Genomic DNA, 22,879 nt, shown 5'->3' on the forward strand with positions numbered 1-22,879 from the left:
ACTTATCACTCCTTACTTAAAATATTTTTGCTAATAGATACTGTTTTAAATTTTTAATTTCAATTCTTTCTTGATTCATCGTATCTCGATTTCTAACAGTGACACTATTATCTTTTTCAGTATCAAAATCAATAGTTATACAATATGGTGTTCCAATAGCATCTTGTCTTCTATAACGTTTTCCAATATTACCAGTTTCATCAAATGTTGCATCAAAATCCAAAAGTAATTCTTTATAAAGTTCATTTGCCCTTTTATTTTGTTGCTTTTGCAAAGGCATGATTGCTATTGAATATGGAGCCAATTGGTAAGGAAGTTTCATTACAATTCTTTCACCATTATCAATTTTTTCTTCAACATAACTTTGACAAAAAATTGCTAAAAGCAATCTTTCAACTCCCACACTTGGTTCAATTACATTTGCTATATACTTTTCATTTGTTTCTGGATCTAAATAAGATAAGTCTTGTCCAGAATGAGTTTGATGTTGCTTTAAATCAAAATCACTTCTATGAGCAATACCTCATAATTCTCCTCTTCCAAAAGGAAAATCAAATTCAATATCAACTGTTCTTTTTGCATAATGAGCTAATTCATCTTTTTTATGTTCTCTTATTGAATAATTTTTTTTATCAATAAGAATAATTTTTTCTAAAAAGAATTTAACTTTTTTTAATCAATACTCAAATCAATCATTTGTGTCATTTGGTGAAAAGAAAAATTCTAATTCCATTTGTTCAAATTCTCTTGTTCTAAAAATAAAATTCCCTGGAGTAATTTCATTTCTAAAAGATTTACCAATTTGTCCAATACCAAATGGCAGTTTTTTTCTTAAAGCTCTTTGTGAATTCTTATATTGTACAAAAATTCCTTGAGCAGTTTCTGGTCTCAAGTATACTGTTGAAGCTTCATCTTCAACAACACCTTGATTTGTTTTAAACATTAATGTGAACTGTCTAATATTTGTAAAATCATTAGCGTTACATTTTGGACAATTTATTGATTTATCTTTAATAAAATCTTCAATTTTTTGATTAGTTCATCCACCAACATTCATGTCTGAAAATTTTTCTTCAATTAATTTATCAGCTCTAAAACGTGATTTACATTTTTTACAATCAATTAATGGGTCATTAAAATTTCCTAAATGACCTGAAGCTTGTCAAACTTTGGGATTTAATATTATTGATGAATCTAAACCAATATTATATTCATTTCTTCTTACAAAAAAATCCCATCAAAGTTTTTTTAACTTATTTTTAACTTCTGAACCTAAAGGTCCATAATCTCATGAATTTGCAAGTCCACCATAAATTTCTGAGCCAGGAAATACAAATCCCTGTGTTTTTAAATGCGAAATTAGTTTATCTATTTCTATTTTCATTTTTTCTCCTAACAATAAAAAAAGCAAACATCAAGTTTGCACATATCGAGATACTTAGGAATTTTCTTATATTAAAGTTGTCTTGTCAATACATTATAAGTGTTATTTATAATGTTCAGCCACCTTTTCATTTACATTCAATGCCACAGTATCTTTTAATAGATATATTGGCCCTAAATAAAACCCTAAATTATTTTCATAATAGTTTACTACAATATTGTGAATGACAATTAAATCGGTATATTCATATTTTTGTTCAACATTAAAATGAATTGTTTTTTTATGAATATTTACAAGAACTCTTATAAAAGAATCAGGTTGAACAATTTCTCCTGGTCATAAACATCTTGCACAAACAAAACCATTTTCACTATATTCAAATCTTACAATAGGAAAAGTTGTTTTTTTACATCGAATACATCCGTTTAATCTAAAAGGTTGAATTGTTTCTTGAATTAAATGAGTAATAAAAAATAAATAATTTATAAAGGGGTTTTTATTATTACTTATATTTTCTAAAGTAAAAGTTAACATTTTAAAAATCTTATAATTTTTATTACTAATTTGTTCTATTTGATCAAGAATTTTAAACATAATTGAACCATAAACATAATTATTATAGTTTTTGGCAATATTAAAATACTCCTTTTTTAGAACACCCGTTTTTAACTTGCTTACTCTATCTTCTCTTCTCGATTTAAAAATCTCAAAATCACTTCAACTAAAAGTTTGTATTGAATACTTATTTTTTGAAGTTGATTTATTGACACCAGGAGCCATAAAACTTAGTTTACCAAATTGCTTACTAAAAACTTTAACAATTTTGGCATAATCATCAAAATCATTTGATTCAATAACTACTGCATTTATTTTCGTTGCTCCCATTTTCATCACCTAATAGCTATCTTTGTCATATCCTAATTGTTTAATTAAAGACGCTGATTGTCTTCATTTTTCTTTTGTTTTAACAAATAACTCTAAATAAAATTTTTTATTAAATAATGTTTCAAGTTTTTCGCGAGAATTAATACCAATTGATTTAATTTTACTACCTTTATTTCCAATAATAATTCCCTTCTGACTTTGTCTTTCACAAATTATTGAAGCAATTACTTTAATAATATCTTTTTTCTCTTCTAATATATCAATTAAAATAGCTACTGAATGTGGAATTTCTTGTTCTGTTTGTAATAAAATTTCTTCACGAATAACTTCACGAATTAAAAAACGTTCTGGTTGATCTGTAAATGTATCATCGGGATAAAATTTAATTCCTGTTTCAGGTAAGCTCTTTTTAATTTCATCCAATAACATTGCTAAATTACTACCCATTGTTGATGAAACACACAAAATTTTTTCAAATGTAAAATCTTGTTGTTTTCATTCTTCAACTTTTTCATTAAGTTGATTTTCTGAAAGTAAATCACTTTTTGTAATAATTAAAAAAACTGGTACTTCTCTTTCTTTTAAAGCATTTAATATAAATCTATCATTTTCACCAATAAATTCATCACTTGGTGCTAAAAATAAAATAACATCTACTCCTTTTGTTGAAGATAAAGCAACCTTATTCATGTACCTACCTAACTCATGTTGGGCCTTGTGAACTCCTGGAGTATCTACAAAAATATATTGAGCATCTTGGTGAGTTAATATTCCGTTAATACGATTTCTAGTTGTTTGTGCTTTATTAGTAACTATTGAAACCTTTTTACCTAATAAAGTATTTAATAAAGTTGATTTACCAACATTAGGTCTTCCAATAATACTAATAAATCCTGATCTTATTTTTTCCAATTTAATATCTCCTAAACTGTATCTTCTGATTTTTCAATTTGTTGTTTATTATCGCGTTCTTCAATAAATTGTTCAAACGCACTATCACTTTCAAACATATTTAAAACAACTGCTTTAATTTCTTCTCTATCTTTGATTGTTCAAGTATATCTTATAGCTGCTTTTAGTGAAAGTATCCAAGGTATTAATAATAATAAATATAAGTATAGATATCACATTCTTCATTGTCATGCTACATTTTGAACCATATAAAGACCATAAATTGTAAATGCAAATAAAAATGCAAAATTAACTCAATAAAAAATTAAACTTAAACTATTATATGGTACTACATAGGCAGATAAAAAGATAATATAACCTGCAATTAATAAAACATATTTTACTGCATTAAAATGTGTGCTGGCAAATATATCCATTAAGTGAAAAATACTTGCTACAAAAATAAGATATCAACCTGTTGATATCATTAATCTTCTTGCAGATATCTCTCCTGGAGTCACTCAAGTTTTAAAAACAAAACCATTTTCTCTATCTTCGGTTTTTCTATAACGTTCAATTCTTATTCATTCTCTATTTCACATATTTACATCTGCAAAAACAGATTTTAAAGGCAATCAAGAAAAGACTGCAATAAATATTGCTATAACTCACAATCATTGTGTTCTTATTGCCATTAATAACTCTTGTGGATTTGAGAACTTATGAAGTAAACCAACTCAATCAAGAATAAATAAAAAACTGGCATAAAGAAGTGCTTCAGAAATATATAAAATATTAAATATTGCTGTAAAAACACTCGTCCCTCGCGACATTGTCATATTTAACATAACAATTAAAACAGTTACCATTAAAAATAGATGATATGACTGTATTAAAATAAAAGCATTTAAAACATTAATTTGATCTGTGTATAATCACAATTCACTTTCAGGAATTGATGGTGTATTTGCAACATGTTTTTGAACAATAATACGTGCATAAAAGAAAAACCCAATTCAGATTGCTTGAATTGGAATACTGTATATTACTTTACAACATGCTCTAAGTCTAGAAATATAGTCTCCCTCAGAAACCATTTTTACATGTTTTGACTTTAGAAATCTTTTTGTAATGATTTCTCCCAATTTTCCTTTAATAAGTAAATCAGTTTTCTTCATATTTTCACCACCTTTTTTTATAGATATTAATTACATAAATAGAATATTAATTAAAATAAATGAGAAACCAACAAATGGAATTGAACAAGACATTCAATAAATTATTAAATAGTCTTTTCAAACTTTCTCTTTTTTAGTTAAATTAATTTGTCTAACTTCATCATTTATAACTCTTTTTACTTTAAAAAATTCTAGATATTTAATAAAGGCGCTTAAACCCGCTGCACAAAAAAACAATACTCAAATTGAAGCAATCCCTGATGATGAACCCAGTCTTTTCATATCGAATAATCAATAAAAAATATCTAAATATGAGCCCCCAATAATAGTTCCTATTGTTAACAATCAAACTCCAGTATACATTCAAGCTTTCTTCTTAATAGTTTTATGGATGTATATTTTTGCATACATTTCATTAAAATATCAAGTTAATTCTCTTGAATTATATTCCATAGCTCCTCTAAAAATTGTTTTAGCATAGTCAACATCTTTATAAAGTCTTTTTTTATTAATACCAGTTAATTTTGATAATTTAAGATCATACTTAAGTTTTTCAAATAACTTTTCACCATCAATTGTTGTATGCAATCTCTGATTTAAAATTTTTCTTTGAATTGAAGAAAATATTAAGGGAGAAAATACTATTATAAATAATCCAATTGCAGCTAATACATCAGTTACTATTGTATCTAATCTAATCATCTTTTTTTCTCCCTTTAATCTTTTAAAATTATATAAAAAAACTAGGTAAAAACCTAGTTTTATTGAATATATTTTCTTATAGTATTTATTTTTAAAACTCTCTAAGAACTTTTAAATTAAATACTTAGTATACTTAAATTTATTAAATTATATTAAAAATAATAATCCTACTGTAACTCCTGCTAATAAAGGAGCTAGAACAGGAACTCAACTATATTTTCAATCAGATGTTCCTTTATTTTTAATGGGCATTAAAGAGTGAACAAGTCTTGGAGCTAAATCTCTATATGGGTTAATAGCATAACCAGTTGTTCCTCCTAATGATAAACCTATTGCTAAAATTGTTGTTCCAACTAAAATTGGACCATAGAAATTTGGCAAACCACTACCATTTGCAAATTTTCCAAAAGATAATATAGCAACAATTAAAACTGTTGTTCCTAAAAATTCCATTGCAAAATTAAGTAGAGGATTTCTTTCAGTTGGGATTGTTGAGTGCATAGCAAGTACGTTTGCTTGATCTTCAACTTTAACTGATTCTAAAGTTTTTTTAATATGTTTATAGTAAACAAAGTTAACAATTATTTGTCCTAACACTGCTCCTATAAATTGAATTAAAATTACTAAAAACAACATTGCCACTGGCGAAAGTCCTGTATAAGCACCAAACCCTAAATTCTTTGTTTTGTCAGAAATTGCAATTGCAATTGTAACTGCTGGATTAAAATGAGCAACTCCCCCAAAAGCATTTGCAATTAAAGCAGCTGTTAATACTGCCAATGCTCATCCTACTGTTATAGCTAAAAATCCACTATTATTTCCTTTTGTTCCTTTTAAAACGACATTTGCTACAATTCCATTACCTAAAATAATTAGTAAGGCTGTACCAAATAGTTCTGTTAATATTAATACAGATCAATTCATATTTTTCTCCCTTTCTTAGGAATACTTTTTTGCTCTTTAAAGTCTTCTATTTATATTTCTATTCGTTAATATCTTTTAGTCAATTTCTAGTTCTTGAGACAGCTTCTTTTCAGCCTTTAACCAATTTTGTTGTTTCACGTTTTGGTTCAACTTTTTTATCAACTTCTCAATTTTTTCTAATATCTTCAATATCTTTTCAATAACCAACTGCAAGTCCAGCTAAATAAGCAGCTCCCATTGCAGTTGTTTCTACATTTTTAGGTCTAATTAATTCAGATTTTGAAATATCAGATTGAAATTGAATTAAATAATTATTTTTAGAAGCACCACCATCAACTTTAATACTTCTAATATTAATTTTTGAATCTTCTCTCATTGCTTCTAATACGTCATTTGTTTGAAAAGCAATTGATTCCAAAGCTCCTTTAATAATATGTTCTTTTTTAACACCTCTATCTAATCCAAATATTGCTCCTCTTGAATAAGGGTCTCAATAAGGAGAACCTAATCCTGAAAAACTTGGAACGAAATAGACTTGTCTATCATCATTTACTTGTTCTGAATATCATTCACTTAATTGTGTTTTATATATTATTCTTAAATCATCTCTTAATCATTGTAAAGTTGCCCCAGCCATCATAACTGAACCTTCTAGTCCATATATAAATTTATTATTAATTGAATACCCAATAACTGTTAACAACCCATTTTTAGAATCGATTTTTTTATCACCAGTATTCATTACTATAAATGCTCCTGTACCAAAAGTTACTTTGATATCACCTGGTTCCAAACACATTTGACCAAATAAAGCTGACTGTTGATCTCCAATTGAAGATGCAATTGCTATTTGGTGTTTAGAATTTTTAGATAATAACTCAGGAAATGTATAACCATAAATTTCACTATTACCTTTTATTTTTGGAAGCATATTTAATGGAATATCAAATAATTTTAATAGTTCTTCATCTCATTGATGAGTTGAAATATTATAAAGCATTGTTCTTGAAGCATTTGTATGGTCAGTGTAAAATTCTTTTCCACCAGTTAATTTTCAAATAAGTCATGTATTAATATTTCCAAAATATAATTCATTGTTTAAAGCTTTTTGTTTTGCGTCTTTCACATTATCTAAAATTCATTTCACTTTACTTGCTGAAAAATAGGCATCAATTACTAATCCAGTTTTTTGTTTAATTATGTCTTTGTGAGTTTTTGCAAGTTCAAGACAAAAACCATCAGTTCTTCTATCTTGTCAAACAATAGCATTATAAATTGGGTTTCCAGTATTTTTATCTCAAACAACAACTGTCTCTCTTTGATTTGTAATCCCTATTGCTTCAATTTGTTCAGGGGAAATATCTTTTGAATTTAATGCTGATATTAAAGTAGTTCTTTGTGTATTTCAAATTTCAGTTGCATCTTGTTCAACTCAACCTTCTTGAGGATAAATTTGTGAAAATTCTTTTTGATTTGAAGCAATTATCTCTCCCTTTTTATTTACAACTAAACTTCTAGCACTTGTTGTTCCTTCATCTAAAGTTACAATATATTTTTCCATATATTTTTTTTCCTTCCATATATAGTTAAAAAATATTTATATTTATATTAAAATAAGATATTTTTTTCATATTTATCTCATTTTAATTTAAGTTCTAATTTCATTTGTTTTTTAATCATCTCAATTACATAATCTGCAATTGAGGGTGCACATGAAATACCTGGACTTTTTGTTCCAGCAACATTAATAAAATTATTATTAAGTTTTGCATAATGAATATAAAAATCATCAGTTTCTTTAAAAATTGGTCTGGATCCTGCAAATCTTCCTATAATTTTTGTCATATCTAAAGTAGGTATTATTTTTTTACCTATTTCTTTTATTTGATTAAATTTTTCTTCAGTAATTAGATTGATATCTTCTTTTGCTACATTATCTTCTGCAGTTGGTCCTACTAATAAATTACCATTTACTGTTTTAGCTACAATGACTCCTTTACCATGAACAGTTGGCACCATAAACAAAACATTATTTGCTTGATTTTCTTTAGTTCCTTTTAAGACTATATACTCTCCTCTTTTTGTAGATAATTTAAAATCATCATATCCCGCAAGAGAAGATATTTTATCTGCAAAATGCCCTGCACAATTTATAATGATTTTTGCTTTATAATTATTATTCTGAGATGATATTTTAAATAGCTCATTTTCATATTTAATCCCAAGAACTTTTTCATTAAAAAAAACATTCACTCCGTTTTTTTTAGCATTTTTAAGAAGCACACCTGTTAATTCCACAGGATCAATAATAGAAGAACTATTACATAATAAAGCCTTTGTTACTTCTTTACTTATTGATGGTTCAATTTTTTGAAGCTCTTCTTGATTAATTAAAGATATTTCATCTTTAGTACAACCATTTTTAAATCCATTTTCCATTAACATATCAAGATGCTTTTCTTCTTCTCTATTAAAAGCCAAAATCAAAGAATTAACATGTTTGTGATTAAAATCTAATTCCTTAAATCAATTTTCCTTATATCGTTTTCTTCCAAGAAAATTTAGTTTTGCATTTAATTTTCCCGGAGTTGGATCAAATCCACCATGAATTAAACCTGAATTTCCAGTTGTAGTTTCTAAACCAAATGAGGGGTTTGATTCTAAGACAACAATTGTTTGATTATACTTAGCTAATTCCCTTGCAATTGATGCTCCAATAATTCCTGCACCAATTATACAAATATCATAATTATTTTTAGTCATAAGCTATTTTCTTTCTATATAGCATTTTCAATATTTAATTAAAAGCTATGAAAAATATAATTTTAAAACTGAGAAGTTAATTCTTCTAATTCACCTCAACTTTTCATTTCTTAGAAGCATAAAACTTCAAATCTATTTAATCATATAATTTCCAAAATAAATATAAATATTGGAAATTTTTGTAAAAATAAAAAAAATATAAACTACTAAAACTTTTTTAATTTATCAATAGTTTATATTTTTAATGTAATTGCTTAATATTTATAATTTGCTATTCATATTTATGTCTCTCATAATTAGAGAATATATCAATTTTATCTCTGCATAACGCTACAAATTCTCTAAACTCTGCACAATAAGAAAAATTTCTTGAGTTATTTTGTCTTGCATAAATTACTATTTCATCTTTTAGTTCCATAATTCGATCTAATTCAAACTTCTCTTCAAAAACAGCAATTCCATGATTTCTAGAAATCATTGCTGCTTGAAATAATCAAAAGAAGTATAGAAATGTTTTTTTACCAAGAAATTGGTGTGAAGTTAAATCGAAAGCTGCTGCTAATAAATATTCTAGTACTGAATCAAATGTTTCCACAATTGTCAATTTTGAAATTATTTTTTTTAGCTTATTTAGAAAATCTTTACTTTCTGTAGTCTTGCCTTGGAACATATAACTATATTCCTTACTTGGGTCTAAATATTCATAAATTTCAACTAATTCATCAAGAATTAATTCATCAAATCTCTTTGCATATTTTTCTTCAAATTCTCTTACTTTTAAGACCATTTTTCTAATAACTTCTCAAGCTTTTATATGATTTAAAAATTCAATATCAAAGTCTTCTAGCATTTCTTCCTCAGAGTAATCATTTTCAGCTAGTAATTCAAAGATTTCTTCTTTTGAATTATCAATATTTATTAGTTTCAAATAGGACGAAATATATTCGGCTCCCTTTTCATTTCAAAAATCATTATTTCTATAAAACATATTAATACCCTCCCTTATTATTATTTTTTATATAAATATTTTAAAAAAAACTACAACCTTTCTGCAATCTGTAGTGTATATAGTTTTGTGTTCATTAAGTTTAATTAAGATTTTAACCAATATTTTTACTTGTAAATGCATATGGTAAAAAATCTTTTACGTCATACGAATTAATAAATTCCTTTTTATTATAAACCCATATTGGTTGATTTTCTAAAAGTAATTCAAAAAGCGTTTGCCTACAAGTTCCGCAAGGAGAACCAAATCCCTCTGAGTCTGTATAAAGTGCTACTAATTCAACATCATTCTTATTATATCCTTGTGTTATCATTTGTGGCAAAGCAGTTCTTTCTGCACAAATTGATGGATTGTAAGCTGCATTTTCAACATTTACACCTTTTATTTTATTGCCATCTTTTAGATAAATAATGCAAGCCACTCTAAAATTTGAATATGGGACATAGGCATTTTCTCTTAATATTTTTAATTCATTATATACTTCATCTTTTTTTAATTTCATCTTTTTCTCCATTTTTACTTAAATAAATTTTCTATGGTAGTTATTAATGCTGGTAAATATATTAAGAAACCTATAACAACAGATAGTAGTGCATTAATAATACTTGCAGCTGCACAAATATCTTTGATTTTTTTAGCTTGAATATTATATTCAAAACTTAATAAATCAACAAAATTTTCAACTGATGTATTAACAAATTCAAATCCAGTAAGTACTCCAATTGTTAAAATAACAATTGATCATTGAGTTGTATCTAACCCAACTCAAATACCTAATCCTATTGCAAAAATGACAATAATTAAATAAACAATTAATGTCGATTCTTCTCTAAATGCAGTAAAAATACCTCTAGCGGCATTTGAAAACTTATTTTTTACTCTTGTACCAACCTTTGATTTCTTTTTAATATCATTTTTTCTTGACATATTATTACACCTTTTTCTGCCTTATTATTATACTTTACATTAAAAAAAATGCCATTAAAATGGCATTTTATACTTGATATTTTGTTTGTTTAAAATTTGATCTGTTAAATCAAACATTAATTTTTCTTCATTTTCACTTATTTCATGATCATATCCTAGGATATGTAAAAGACCATGAACAAATAATCAAGCCATTTCCTCTTTAATTGTATGATTGTATTTTAACGCTTTATTCTTAGCTTCACTAAATGTTATAAAAATATCTCCTATTTCTTTAAAATCTAATTGATTATATATGCCAAAGTCATCATCAATTGGAAAAGAAATAACATCTCCTACATAGTCTTTTTTTCTATATTCATTATTAAGTTTTCTTGATTTTATTTCATCAATATAGTTAACTGAAAAACTTAAATTTTGATTAATATCTAATACTTCTTTAGCTGATTTTAACAAATTATTAAAAAGTACCTCATATTCTTTTAAATTTTCATCTGTATTATAATTAAATTCTAATATATCTTTCATATTTACTCCTATTTTTAGAAAACATTTGATAATAAATAAGAAAGCAGCGATATTTTTTCTCCAAATATTAAAACATTATTTGAAGGATATTTGATACTTCCTATATTATTTATACTTATCTTGATTAAAGAATCACTATATTCAAGATTGGAAGAATAAACATACATATTTCCTTGATTAGTTTCTAAAATTATATAATCAATTAAGCTTATATTCAAACTTTTGTTACTAATTAAATATAAATCAGCGGTTACAGTTCCATCTTCATCAATATATTCTTGAATAAAAACTGAGCCTGTATAGACTTGCTGTTTTTTTAATAAAATTAAAATAGCTATAAATATTAATAATGTAAATAATAAACAAAAATGAACTGTCAAGTTTTTTTTCATTATATTACCTCCACTCTATTTTCAAAATATCTTGAATATGCAATATCATGATCACACATGATTATTAAGGAGTTCTTTTTTTGCTCCATAAATAATTTAAATAAATAATAAGCAGTGTGTTTATCAACATTACTTAAAGGCTCATCTATTAAATATAAGTCTTTACTAGTAAAAAATAAACTTAGGAAATTAATTATTTGTCTTTGACCTTTACTTAGATTGGCACCATTATCATAAATTTTTTTATTTAAATCTATATTATTTCTTTCTAATATTTCTAATATTTTGAAATCCTCAACTATTTTTAAATCAGTCTTATTTTTGAATTGTTGAATATTATTTCAAACTGTTCCATTAAACAAATAATCATATTGACCAAGATAAATATTTCTTTCTCGATAACTTTTAATATCTACTTTATTTGTATTAATATTTTCATTTATTAATAAAGTTCCCTCATATTTTTTATAATGTCCTGATAAAATTTTTAATAAAGTTGTTTTACCACTCCCACTTTTACCATAAATGAAAGTATTTTTATTAAAGATAAAATTAAAATTATTTAAAGCACACTTATCAGACTTATAACTATATAAATTTTTTGCCTCTATAGTTTTTATTTCTTTGACAATTATTGAACTATCTTTATTTTCACTATTAGCAAAAATAAAACTCAAGGATTTATCTGCAATAATTATTTCTTGTAAATCAAGTATAAAATTAGTTAATTGATTGAAAAAAATATTTATATAAAAACTAATTGATGTATAAAATAAAAGATCTGGTACAGTAAATTTGCTTTGATTTATATAAATTATAGAAATGTAAAATATTAAATAAAAAAAGAATTTATTTAATAATGAAAAAAATAGTTCCGCTTTATTGTTCAAATTAAATATGTGTTTTGTTTCTTTTAAAGTAGCATTAAAGTTTTTATAGTTAACTGATTTAATTTCATCTTCAATATTTTTATATTTTATTTCTTCAAACCCATCAAGTATTTCTCTATAACTATAAGAAAAATTTATTAGTTTTCTCTCTTTCTTTATTTTATATTCTTTTAAAAGATAGAATAAAAAAATTGAAATTGATATAGATATTATATTTTGAATGATAACAATAGTTAATATTAACGGAGAAATTAAAATTAAAAATAGTGACGACATTAAAAAAAGAATTAAGCCCAACGGGAAAGATATTGTTGATTTTACAATAAATTCAGATAGTAGATTAATATGTTCCAATTTTTTCATTCACTCTTCTTTCGAATTTGAATTAAATTTTTCAATTTCTAAATTTATTAATTTCTTTTTATAAAAAAGAAATATAGTTTTACTTACTTTTGACTTAATATTAAAAACTATCTTATTTATAAAATAGGAGACCGCATTTTGGATAATAAACACAATTAAAAAAATTAAAAATAAAAATTTTATGGATTGATTTTCTTTGATGGCAACATTCTCCATATAGATTTTTAAAAAATTGTTTGTAATTAAAATAAGCACATTTAAAATAATGGATATTAAAAATAACATTAATACTTCCGTTTTAAATTTATTAATAAATGTAAATCAATTAAATATTGATTTAGTCTTAAATTTTACTTCCTCAATTTTTTTTGTAATTGATAAAAATCCTTGATAAATACTTTTAAAGTCTTTTTCACTGACCCAAGTTAGGTCTTTTAAATTTGAATCTGCAACTAAAAAAAGATTCTTTCTTTTTTTATAAATAATAATAAAATGTTCATTTCCCTCTTTATTCAATGTATTTAAAACTAACGGATTTGTAATATCCAAATTTTTAAATTCTTCATAATCACATTTATAGGAAGTAAATTCAATATGATAATTATTTAAAAGTTTTTCCATATCATATAAACTTAGCATTTCATCATTAAGAGAATTATCAAATTTAATTTCTTCTATTCCAAAATTTTTATTATGATAATAATTTATTAAAGTCGTTGATACTGCTATTCCACAGTCATTTTCACTTTTTTGTATAGTAAATTTATATTCCAAACTAATCACCATTTAATTAATCGTCAAAAAAATAAAAAAGTTAAATTAAAACTTAACAGCGAATCTTATAAATTCAATATCATCTCATTTTAATTTAACTTTTTTGGGTCTACCTTTAATAAAGAAATTAAATATCAATTCGTCATCTTTAATTTCTGTTAATGTCGCAGAAAATTCTGTAAATATTTCAATTGGTTTTTTTAAAGTAATATAAAAGAAACTGCCAATATTATATTTTAAAATTTCAAATGATTTAACTTTCCTTTCAGCTCCCGCACTTGCAACTTCTAAAATATATGAATCTTCTAAATCATCAATATCATCCAACATATTTGAAATACTTTCATTAGCCTTTATTAATAAATCAAAATCAATATTTTTTTTACTTATATCTCTATTTTCAACTAGAATTTGTAGTACCTTTGAATCAAAATCATTGACAACATTCAATTCATAAAGCAAAAAATCACACTCATTAAGAATATTTTTTATCTTTTCCAAATAGTTGTTTTTAATAATATCTAATGACATATTTACCTCTTTTATAGATTAATTTTATATTATTTTGAGTTAATAAATAAAAAAAGATAATGATTTTCATTTTAGAAATCAAATGAAAGTTGTTCATCATCTTTTAATTTATCTGTAACTTTTAATTTATTAAATATTTCAATTTGAGTTTGGGTTACCTGGGTTCTCATTTTTAAATCATTAACACTTGTAATTTGTCTTTCTTTTCTGGCATTAACAATTGAATTAGCCACAGCAACACCTAAAGAATCAATTACATTAAATGATGGTACTAATATTTTTTTTCCATCATTATTTTTTGTAATAACAAATTTCTCTCCCTCTGAAATATTAAAATCAATATTTGAGATTTCAATCCCTCTTGCAAACATTTCTAAAATAACTTCATAAATTGTTATTAAAGCATTTTCCTTTGCAGTTACAGGTAATTTATTGTTTTGTCGATATTTAATATCTTCAATAGTTTTAACTACTGCATCTTTTCCTTTTAGTACAGTTTCCAAATCAAAGAAATCTGCTCTTGTAGAAAATCAAACAGCATAGTATTCTTCAGGATAATATATTTTATATCAAGCTACACGATATGCCATTAACACATAAGCAGTTGCGTGAGCTTTTGGAAACATATATTTTATTTTTAAGCAACTATTAATGTATCATTCAGGAACATTATTTTCTTTCATAAGATTAATTCATTCTTTTGAAAGACCTTTACCTTTTCTAACACTTTCCATAATATTAAATGAAGATGATGAGTCTAAACCTTTTGACATTAAGTAAACCATAATATCATCACGACAACCAATTACTTGTGAAATATTTGCTACACCTTCTTTAATTAAAGATTGAGCATTTCCAACATAAACATCTGTTCCATGACTTAACCCTGAAATTTGTACTAAGTCTGCAAAATTTTGGGGTTTTGTTTCTTTTAACATATTTCTAACAAATTGAGTTCCAAATTCAGGAAGTCCAATTGCTCCAGTAGTTTCACCAAGAATTGAATCAGCATCAATTTTTAATGCTGATAATTCTGAAAATAAAGAATAAACGGCTTTATCATCTGTTGGAACTTTAATTGGATCAAATCCTGTTAAATCATAAAGCATTCTTAATGCAGTTGGATCAACGTGACCTAAAATATCCATTTTTAATAAATTATCGTGAATTGAGTGAAAGTCAAAATGAGTCGTTTTTCAATCACTTTCATTATCATCAGCTGGATAATTTACTGGAGTAAAATCTTCAATCTCATATTCTTTAGGTAAAATAATAATTCCACCTGGATGTTGTCCTGTTGTTCTTTTAACTCCAGTAGAAAGTGAAGCAAGACGTTCAATTTCAGCCTTTCTAATTAAATCAATATTCTGACTTTGCTTTTCAAAATAACCAAGTGTAAAACCATAGGCTGTTTTTTCTGCAACAGTAGAAATTGTCCCAGCTCTAAAAACATTATTCTCTCCAAAAATTTCTTTTGTGAAGTTATGTGCAATTGGTTGATACTCTCCAGAAAAATTTAAATCAATATCTGGAACTTTATCTCCATCAAAACCCAAAAAAGTTTCAAAAGGAATATCATGGCCATCACCTAATAATTTTGTATTACATTTTGGACATAATTTTTCTGGTAAATCATAACCACATTTAATTTCTTCTGGTGTTTCAAAATCTGAATATTTACATTCAATACATCTATAGTGTGGTTTTAATGGGTTAACTTCTGTAATCAGTGATGCAGTTGCAACAAATGAACTTCCCACAGAGCCACGACTTCCCACTAAATAACCATCATCATTTGATTTTTTAACAAGTAAATGACTAATTCAATAAACAACAGCAAAACCATGTTTAATAATTGAAAGTAATTCTTTTTCCAATCTCTCTTTTACAATTTCTGGTAATAGTTCTCCATAAAGTGATTTTGCATTTTTATAACATTCATCTGTTAAAAGTTTATCAACATTTTCAATATTTGGAGGATAAGATCCAGTTTTAATTGGAACTATATTGGCATCAATTAAATCTGCAATTTTATTTGGATTTTCAATAACAATTTCATTAATTAATTCACTATTTTCTAATCAATTAAATTCTTCTAACATTTCTTTTGTTGTTCTCAAATGTTGATCTGGATTATCTTTAACTCTTTGTTTAAAGTCATAAAGAGGATGATATGCTCCACCTAATCCTTTTGTATTAATATAAATATCTCTAATTTTTTTAAGTTCTGGATCAACATAATGTGCATCACTTGTTGCAACAATTGTTTTATTTAATTTTTTTGCAACTTCAATAATTTTAAGAATAATAGTTTTTAATTCATCCATTGTTAAATCTTCTGTTTGAATTAATTTTTTATAAACACTTAGTGGTTGAATTTCAATATAGTCAAAAAAATCTATAGACTCTTCCAACATTTTAAAGGTACCTGTTCTTGCATTTTCAAATACTAAACCATTAACACAACCACTTCCAACTAAAATATTATTTTTACTTTTAATTTCTAAAATCTTAGATTGAAAAACTTTTGGCGATCCTAAAAAACTTTCTGTATGAGAATAAGAAATTAATTTATATAAATCCTTTAAACCTTGTTGATTTTTTACTAAAACATTAATGTGATATCCTCTTGACCTTTTAAAGTTTTCATTTTCATATTTACTTTTATTAAACTTATTTCAATCGCTGTCAACATCAATTGAAGTTATTTTTTTAGCCTCAGTTCACATATGTTCGTACATATTAGTTAAAACTTCTGCATCGTAATCGGCACGGTGAGCTATTTTTTCATCATAAAGAATTTGATATGCTTTTGCAACAGTTCCTAGTCGATGATTTTTTAATCTTGGTTGTAAAAGTCTTCCTAATGCTAGTGTATCAATAATTGTGTTCTTTAATTCACCATAACCAAGTTTTTTAGCAAAACTTTGTAAGAAGTTAAAGTCGAAATTAGCATTGTGAGCTATTAAAATTCCATCTTCTATAATTTCCATTATATTTTTAAATTCCACTTCAATTGAATTTTTATCTTCTAACATTTCAGTTGTGATACCAGTTAAATCAGTTGTAAATTTTTTTAATGGCTTTTTAGGTTTAATTAAAATATCATATTTTTTTGAAGTACCTTTAGCATAATCATAAACATTAGCTCCAAATTCAATTATTTCATCAAACTCAGGTGATAAACCAGTTGTTTCTAAGTCAAAGACAACAAATTTGGCCTCTCTTAATTTTTTACCAGTTGGGTTTTTTATAATTCATGAGTCATCATTTAACATCACAAGTTCACTACCATAAATTAATTTAAGTTTTTCTTCTTCACTTACACCCTTATTAGCGCTTAATAAAGAATAATATGCATCAGGAAAAGTTTGAACATTTAAATGATCTGTTATTGCAATTGCTTTTCAACCAAATCTTTTTGCACAATCAATATAATCTTTAGCACTACTTACTCCATCCATTACTGACATTTTTGTATGTGTATGAAGTTCGACTCTTTTAACTTTTGATTCATCTTTTCGATAAACTGTTTTGGATTCAATCTTTTTATATTTGCTAATATAAAAAATATAACTCTTATCAAAAGATGAATAATTAAAATTACCATTAAATGAAACTCAATCACCTTTATTTATAATTTGGTTTTCAAAACCAATTAAAGAATTTTTTGTTTCTTCTGTTATCTCATCAAAAAAAGTTGGTTCGTTATTTCTTTGGAAAAAAATACACATTACAGATGAAGTTCCATCTGTAATTGCAATATTATAAACATTTCTTCCTGCTTTTGATTTTCTTACATTTTTGGAAATTACTTGCCCATGAATTGTTACATTTTGTGCGTCTTCTTCAAGATCAACTATTGATTCATAAGTTGCTATATTTAAAATATCATTATTTGATTTATATTTTTGTCTTGAAGGTGATGTATAAGAATTAATATCAGTATTACTTTTTTGAGTATTTGCAATATAATGTGAAGCCTTTTCATATTTTTCTCTAATTGATTCTAAAACATCAGTTTCTAAATTTTCCTTAACTCTAATCTTTAAGTCAAGATTTCTAAAACCATATTTTAATAATTTATTTTTATAATACTCTTTATGTTCTTCTAAAAGAGATTTTTCAGTTTCATTAGATACATTAAAGAATACCATTCTGTGTTCTTTTGAATAGTCAACATTTGAAGGTGTCAAAATTTTAATTGTTCCAGTTTTAACTTCTGCTTTTTGCTCTTTAACATACTCAATATGATTTCAAATTAATTCTTTTGAATATAATTCACTGTCTACTCAAAAATTTAATTTTGTAGAAACTAAAGTATTTGTTAACATAATACTTTCAATTTTATGTAATAAATGAATAGGTAAAAAATCTTTAAGTTTAATAAAGACTCTTAATTTATTTGCACTTTGACTAAACTCAGCTTCTTGATAAAAATGGGCTTCACTAAAATATGATTCTTCTTCTTCGCTTAAAAAAATATTTAAGCTCTCAAACATATCTTTAACTTGTTTATGCATATTTTTCACCCCTTCTTATATTTATACTATGAAATCTTTAATTGTTATCATTATAAATAACAATAAAAATAAAATAGCTCCAGTTGCATTTACAACTACTTTGTATTTTGTTGGTAATTCTTTTCTTAGAATCATTTCTATAAAATTTTCTAATAATCTATATCCATCAAGTGGTGGAATAAAAATTAAATTTAAAATAAATAGATTAGCACTAATTGTAGCTACATAAATAAAGAATTGCTCTGGGCTTGAAAGTAAAGTTGCTGTTTGCTTAGCAACCCCAACTGGACCAACTAAATTTGAAAATTTTCCTGTAAAAATATTTCCAAAAGCTTCTAAAATTGAAATTGAAGCTTTAAAAGTTTCACCTCAACCAGCTCCATAAGCTTGAGCTGTACTTTTGTAAATTCTATTTGGTGCACTTATTCCAATACTACTTGCAGGTTCAATATCAGTTAATGTAGTTAATTCTCCCTTTTTATATGCATCTAAAGCAATTCCAGTATATGGATCTACTTTTTTATATAAAAATTGAATTTGCACTTCTTCTTTGTCTTTTGAACGAGATAAATTATCAATAAAGTTATAAACAGTTTTTTTATAACTTACAGCTTTTTGATTATTAACTTCATTAATTTTTGCATCACATTCCTTTAAATTATTAGGTTCATTACAGATATTGTCAAAAAGAACAACTTCTTTATCATCCTCTTTTGCAATCATTTTTCAACCTCAAATAATATATTCTTGACCAATATAGTTAACATCAATATTATTATCTTTTTCCTTTTTTAAAATAGAAGTTGCAGCAACTTTATTTTGATCATAAATTGCTCCAAAATAAGTCATATCATTTTTTTTAACACCCACTGATGCAAAAATTGTTGTAAATAAAAGCAAAGCAACAAATAAGTTCATAGCAGGTCCTGCTAAGATGAAAAACATTTTTTTTCATCTAGCAATATAATCTAATTTTCTTTCATCAGGAACTTCTTCATCTTCTCTATCTTTTGGTGGGTCAGCTTTGTCTGATGCAATCGAGCAATATCCCCCTAAAGGAAAGGCTCTAACTGAAATTCAAGTCTCCTTACCTTTAATTACAAAAAGTCTTGGTCCAAATCCAATTGAAAATTCATATACATAAGCTTTAGCAATTTTAGCAACAATTAAATGTCCTAATTCATGAATAGTAATTAATAAAAGCATAACTATTATTCCAATAAAGAAAGCTAATACTACCATTCCTCCACTAACTTCATTCATAATTTATCCCTCAATTCTTTTAATTGTTAATTGTCTAATAATTTTGTCATAATTGACTATTTGTTCATAATCTATTAATTCAATGTTTTCGCATTCTTGAAATATTTTTTCAACTATATCAGTAATTTGAAAAAAGTTAATTTTTTTCTTTAAAAAATAATCAACACAAACTTCATTTGCAGCGTTTAAAGCAATTGCTTTTGAGTTTTTTAACTCTAAACATTGTAAAGCAAAAGCAATTGGTTTAAATCTCTTTTGGTCAATTTCTTTTAAATCTAACCTTATTAAATCATTAAAATCAATCTCTTTTTGCTTATAATATGAATTTTTTTTAGGATAATGTAAAAAGTAATTTATAACTTGCTTCATATCAGGTATAGAAAGTTGAGCTTTTATTGATCCATCATTATAACCAACCATTGAGTGAATTATTGATTGAGGATGCAATAAAGTTATAATATTTTTAATTCCAAATAAATGATAAGCTTCTAAAATTTCAAATGCCTTATTAAACATCGTTGAACTATCAACAGTTATTTTTTGACCCATATTTCAATTAGGATGTTTTAAAGCCTGATCTAAAGTAACTTTTTTTGTTTCTTCTAATGTTAAATTTCTAAAGCTGCCCCCTGATGCTGTAATAAATAATGCTTTTGGTATATTTTCTTTTTCTAAACATTGAAAAATAGCACAGTGCTCAGAATCTAAAGGATATATTTTAGTTTTACTTTTTTTTAACATTTCATTTATTAAATTTCCAGCAGTAACAAATGATTCTTTATTTGCATTTAATAAAACTAAGTTACTTTCAATTGCTTTTAAAGTAACTTGTAAACCATAAAAACCGCTTAAAGCATTAATTATAATTTGATCATCTTTGCTTAATATATTTAAAATATCGTCAGATAAAAATTCTACATTTGGATATTTTAGTTTTAAATAATTTAATTCTTTTTTAGAATAGACCTTTTTAATGGTTGGAAAAGAAAGTAAAAAAGATTCAATTTTTGAATCATTTTCTCCTACACTAAGAGCTGTTAAATTAAATTTATCTTTACTTTCTTGCAATAATTCTATACATTGCTGACCAATGCTTCCTGAAGCTCCAAATAATACTATATTTTTCACTGTTCTAAGCAACACTAGAAATAAAGATAAATAAGACAAACAATGAAAATAAAATTGAATCCATTCGGTCTAAAGCTCCACCATGACCAGGAATTAAATTTGAATAATCTTTAATATTTACTTGTCTTTTAACTCATGAAAATAATAAATCTCCAAATAAACCAATTATTGGAAAAACTAATGCTAATAAAATATAAACAATTATTTCAAGTGCCATTGATCGACCACCCAATGATTGCATTGGTTCTTTTAATGGTTGGAAGTCTTGTAATGGTGGTGTAAACTTGAAAATCATTGCAAAAATAATTCCAGAAGTTGCAGCTACTCCAAGACCGATTAAAGCACCTTCTCAAGTTTTTTTAGGACTAATATTTGGGCTTAATTTAGTTTTACCAAATCTCATTCCCCCAATATATTGGAATGAATCACTTAAGATAATCATCATTCAAATTCAAACTATTGTAACAAATGAGAATCTCGCACTTATTTTAATTTCATTAGTTTCTGGATTAACAGTTTCAATTAATCCTAAAGAAGAAATTGAAAAGGCTTTTAATCCCATAATTATAATCATTGTCATAATAAAATTAATTAAAGCACTTTTAATATCAATTCTTTTATCTGCAAATCCAATTATAATTGTCACTATTAAATAACTTGTAACTAACACTGGAAATTGTCATAATTGTAATCAAGTTTCTAAGCTCATCTCAGTATAAAATGAAAAATTATACATATTAAAACTTAAAGGAAAAATGAACATTATTGTTGCAAATGTAATCATTAAAACTTGATAATATCAATTTTTAAAACCCATTGTTTTATTCATCTCAAACATACATATTCCAAGTAAACCTACTGTTAAAATTATTGAAGTATATGATGCAGCGTCTGCATTTAAATCTGTATAAGATTTTAATGATGTATATATTGCCCCTGATACAACAAAACCTAAAAGTAATGCCAACAAGACTATTGTTGAAAGAACTCGCACTTTAAAATTACGTTTAGCAGATGGTAGTTTAAAACGGTTATTGCCAATATCACCATTAATTTCAGGAGAAATTTCAGCTGTTTCAGTTATTTCAAATTCATTTTTATCTTTATTTTTTTTCATCTTTAATAACCCCAAATCTCCTATTTCTATTATTATATTCTTGAATAGCTAATTTTAAATCGCTTTCTTTAAAGTCTGGTCAATATGTATTTATAAAATATAATTCTGCATATGCTAATTGAAGTAACATAAAATTACTTAATCTTTTTTCTCCACCAGTTCTAATTAATAAATCTATTTGTGGAGTATCTTTTGTATATAAATTATTTAAAATTGTATTAATAGAAAAGTTATCAAGTGATAATTTTTTACTATTAATATCATTAAACACTATTTTAAAACAATTTTCTACCTCTTCAAATGAACCATAATCCAAAGCAATATGAAGAGTTATCTGATTTGCATCTTTAGTCTTTGCTTCCATTTCTTCAATAGCTTTGCGAGTCTTCAAAGGTACTTTACTTCTTCTTCCAATTCAAACAACTTTAATACCTTCTTGTAAATATTTTTCTTGTTCTTTTTTTGAAAAAATTTCAGATGGAAATTGCATTAAATAATTAACTTCTTGTAAAGGTCTGTTTCAATTTTCTGTCGAAAAGCAAAACATTGAAATATATTTTATACCATAACTTTTAGCAGCTAAAATTGTTGGATAAATATTTTCCATTCCAATTTTATGGCCATAAGTTCTTTGTTTATTTCTTTCTTTTGCTCATCTTCCATTACCATCAAGAATAAAAGCAATATGTTCTAATTTTTTAATGAATATC

Annotated in this window: 20 protein-coding genes; all 20 read right to left on the reverse strand. The window is 25.3% G+C overall.

The features are described 5' to 3' along the window. Positions 1-16 precede the first annotated feature (16 nt). Complete coding sequence (locus tag SCANT_RS03695; protein WP_053946382.1) at positions 17-1,384, reverse strand: glycine--tRNA ligase; 1,368 nt, start codon at positions 1,382-1,384, stop codon at positions 17-19. Positions 1,385-1,486: 102 nt separating this feature from the next. Continuing rightward, the gene (recO, locus tag SCANT_RS03700; protein ID WP_053946383.1) at positions 1,487-2,269 is read right to left on the reverse strand and encodes a DNA repair protein RecO; all 783 of its coding nucleotides are present in this window, start codon (positions 2,267-2,269) and stop codon (positions 1,487-1,489) included. Positions 2,270-2,278: 9 nt separating this feature from the next. Next, positions 2,279-3,181, reverse strand: a complete 903-nt coding sequence (gene era, locus SCANT_RS03705; protein WP_053946384.1) for a GTPase Era — start codon at positions 3,179-3,181, stop codon at positions 2,279-2,281. Positions 3,182-3,192: 11 nt separating this feature from the next. Continuing rightward, positions 3,193-4,338, reverse strand: a complete 1,146-nt coding sequence (locus SCANT_RS03710) for a hypothetical protein (RefSeq protein ID WP_053946385.1) — start codon at positions 4,336-4,338, stop codon at positions 3,193-3,195. A gap of 30 nt (positions 4,339-4,368) precedes the next feature. After that, positions 4,369-5,040 carry a hypothetical protein gene (locus SCANT_RS03715; protein ID WP_053946386.1) on the reverse strand — a complete coding sequence of 224 codons (672 nt, stop codon included), beginning with the start codon at positions 5,038-5,040 and terminating at the stop codon, positions 4,369-4,371. Between the two features lie 147 nt (positions 5,041-5,187). Then, positions 5,188-5,964 (reverse strand): MIP/aquaporin family protein, encoded by a 777-nt coding sequence (locus SCANT_RS03720; RefSeq protein ID WP_053946387.1) that lies wholly within the window; start codon positions 5,962-5,964, stop codon positions 5,188-5,190. 58 nt (positions 5,965-6,022) lie between these two features. Beyond that, the gene (gene glpK, locus SCANT_RS03725; RefSeq protein WP_053946388.1) at positions 6,023-7,525 is read right to left on the reverse strand and encodes a glycerol kinase GlpK; all 1,503 of its coding nucleotides are present in this window, start codon (positions 7,523-7,525) and stop codon (positions 6,023-6,025) included. A 47-nt stretch (positions 7,526-7,572) separates the two neighbouring features. After that, positions 7,573-8,727 (reverse strand): type 2 glycerol-3-phosphate oxidase, encoded by a 1,155-nt coding sequence (glpO, locus tag SCANT_RS03730; RefSeq protein ID WP_053946389.1) that lies wholly within the window; start codon positions 8,725-8,727, stop codon positions 7,573-7,575. A 271-nt stretch (positions 8,728-8,998) separates the two neighbouring features. Further along, positions 8,999-9,715: a hypothetical protein gene (locus SCANT_RS03735; protein WP_053946390.1), complete on the reverse strand. Its 717-nt coding sequence runs from the start codon at positions 9,713-9,715 to the stop codon at positions 8,999-9,001. Positions 9,716-9,827: 112 nt separating this feature from the next. After that, positions 9,828-10,235 (reverse strand): cytidine deaminase, encoded by a 408-nt coding sequence (gene cdd / locus SCANT_RS03740; RefSeq protein ID WP_053946391.1) that lies wholly within the window; start codon positions 10,233-10,235, stop codon positions 9,828-9,830. Positions 10,236-10,249: 14 nt separating this feature from the next. After that, positions 10,250-10,660 (reverse strand): diacylglycerol kinase family protein, encoded by a 411-nt coding sequence (locus tag SCANT_RS03745; RefSeq protein ID WP_053946392.1) that lies wholly within the window; start codon positions 10,658-10,660, stop codon positions 10,250-10,252. A gap of 54 nt (positions 10,661-10,714) precedes the next feature. Beyond that, positions 10,715-11,188, reverse strand: a complete 474-nt coding sequence (ybeY, locus tag SCANT_RS03750) for an rRNA maturation RNase YbeY (protein WP_053946393.1) — start codon at positions 11,186-11,188, stop codon at positions 10,715-10,717. Positions 11,189-11,202: 14 nt separating this feature from the next. Continuing rightward, positions 11,203-11,580 carry a hypothetical protein gene (locus tag SCANT_RS03755; RefSeq protein ID WP_053946394.1) on the reverse strand — a complete coding sequence of 126 codons (378 nt, stop codon included), beginning with the start codon at positions 11,578-11,580 and terminating at the stop codon, positions 11,203-11,205. Beyond that, positions 11,580-13,607 (reverse strand): ATP-binding cassette domain-containing protein, encoded by a 2,028-nt coding sequence (locus SCANT_RS03760; protein WP_053946395.1) that lies wholly within the window; start codon positions 13,605-13,607, stop codon positions 11,580-11,582. The genes SCANT_RS03755 and SCANT_RS03760 overlap by 1 nt, the downstream gene beginning before the upstream one ends. 45 nt (positions 13,608-13,652) lie before the next feature. Beyond that, positions 13,653-14,138 (reverse strand): ribosome assembly cofactor RimP, encoded by a 486-nt coding sequence (locus SCANT_RS03765; RefSeq protein ID WP_053946396.1) that lies wholly within the window; start codon positions 14,136-14,138, stop codon positions 13,653-13,655. Positions 14,139-14,209: 71 nt separating this feature from the next. Next, positions 14,210-18,661, reverse strand: coding sequence for a PolC-type DNA polymerase III (locus SCANT_RS03770; protein ID WP_053946397.1), 4,452 nt, complete (start codon positions 18,659-18,661; stop codon positions 14,210-14,212). 21 nt (positions 18,662-18,682) lie between these two features. Continuing rightward, positions 18,683-19,924: a M50 family metallopeptidase gene (locus SCANT_RS03775; protein ID WP_053946398.1), complete on the reverse strand. Its 1,242-nt coding sequence runs from the start codon at positions 19,922-19,924 to the stop codon at positions 18,683-18,685. A gap of 3 nt (positions 19,925-19,927) precedes the next feature. After that, positions 19,928-21,052, reverse strand: coding sequence for a 1-deoxy-D-xylulose-5-phosphate reductoisomerase (gene dxr, locus SCANT_RS03780; RefSeq protein ID WP_144416887.1), 1,125 nt, complete (start codon positions 21,050-21,052; stop codon positions 19,928-19,930). Between the two features lie 4 nt (positions 21,053-21,056). Then, on the reverse strand, positions 21,057-22,169 hold the full coding sequence (locus tag SCANT_RS03785; RefSeq protein WP_053946400.1) for a phosphatidate cytidylyltransferase: 1,113 nt from the start codon (positions 22,167-22,169) through the stop codon (positions 21,057-21,059). Further along, on the reverse strand, positions 22,156-22,878 hold the full coding sequence (gene uppS / locus SCANT_RS03790) for a polyprenyl diphosphate synthase (RefSeq protein WP_200902967.1): 723 nt from the start codon (positions 22,876-22,878) through the stop codon (positions 22,156-22,158). Before uppS ends, SCANT_RS03785 begins: the two co-directional genes overlap by 14 nt. Position 22,879 lies beyond the last annotated feature (1 nt).

The sequence above is a fragment of the Spiroplasma cantharicola genome (assembly GCF_001281045.1).
Lineage (GTDB): Bacteria > Bacillota_I > Bacilli_A > Mycoplasmatales > Mycoplasmataceae > Spiroplasma_A > Spiroplasma_A cantharicola.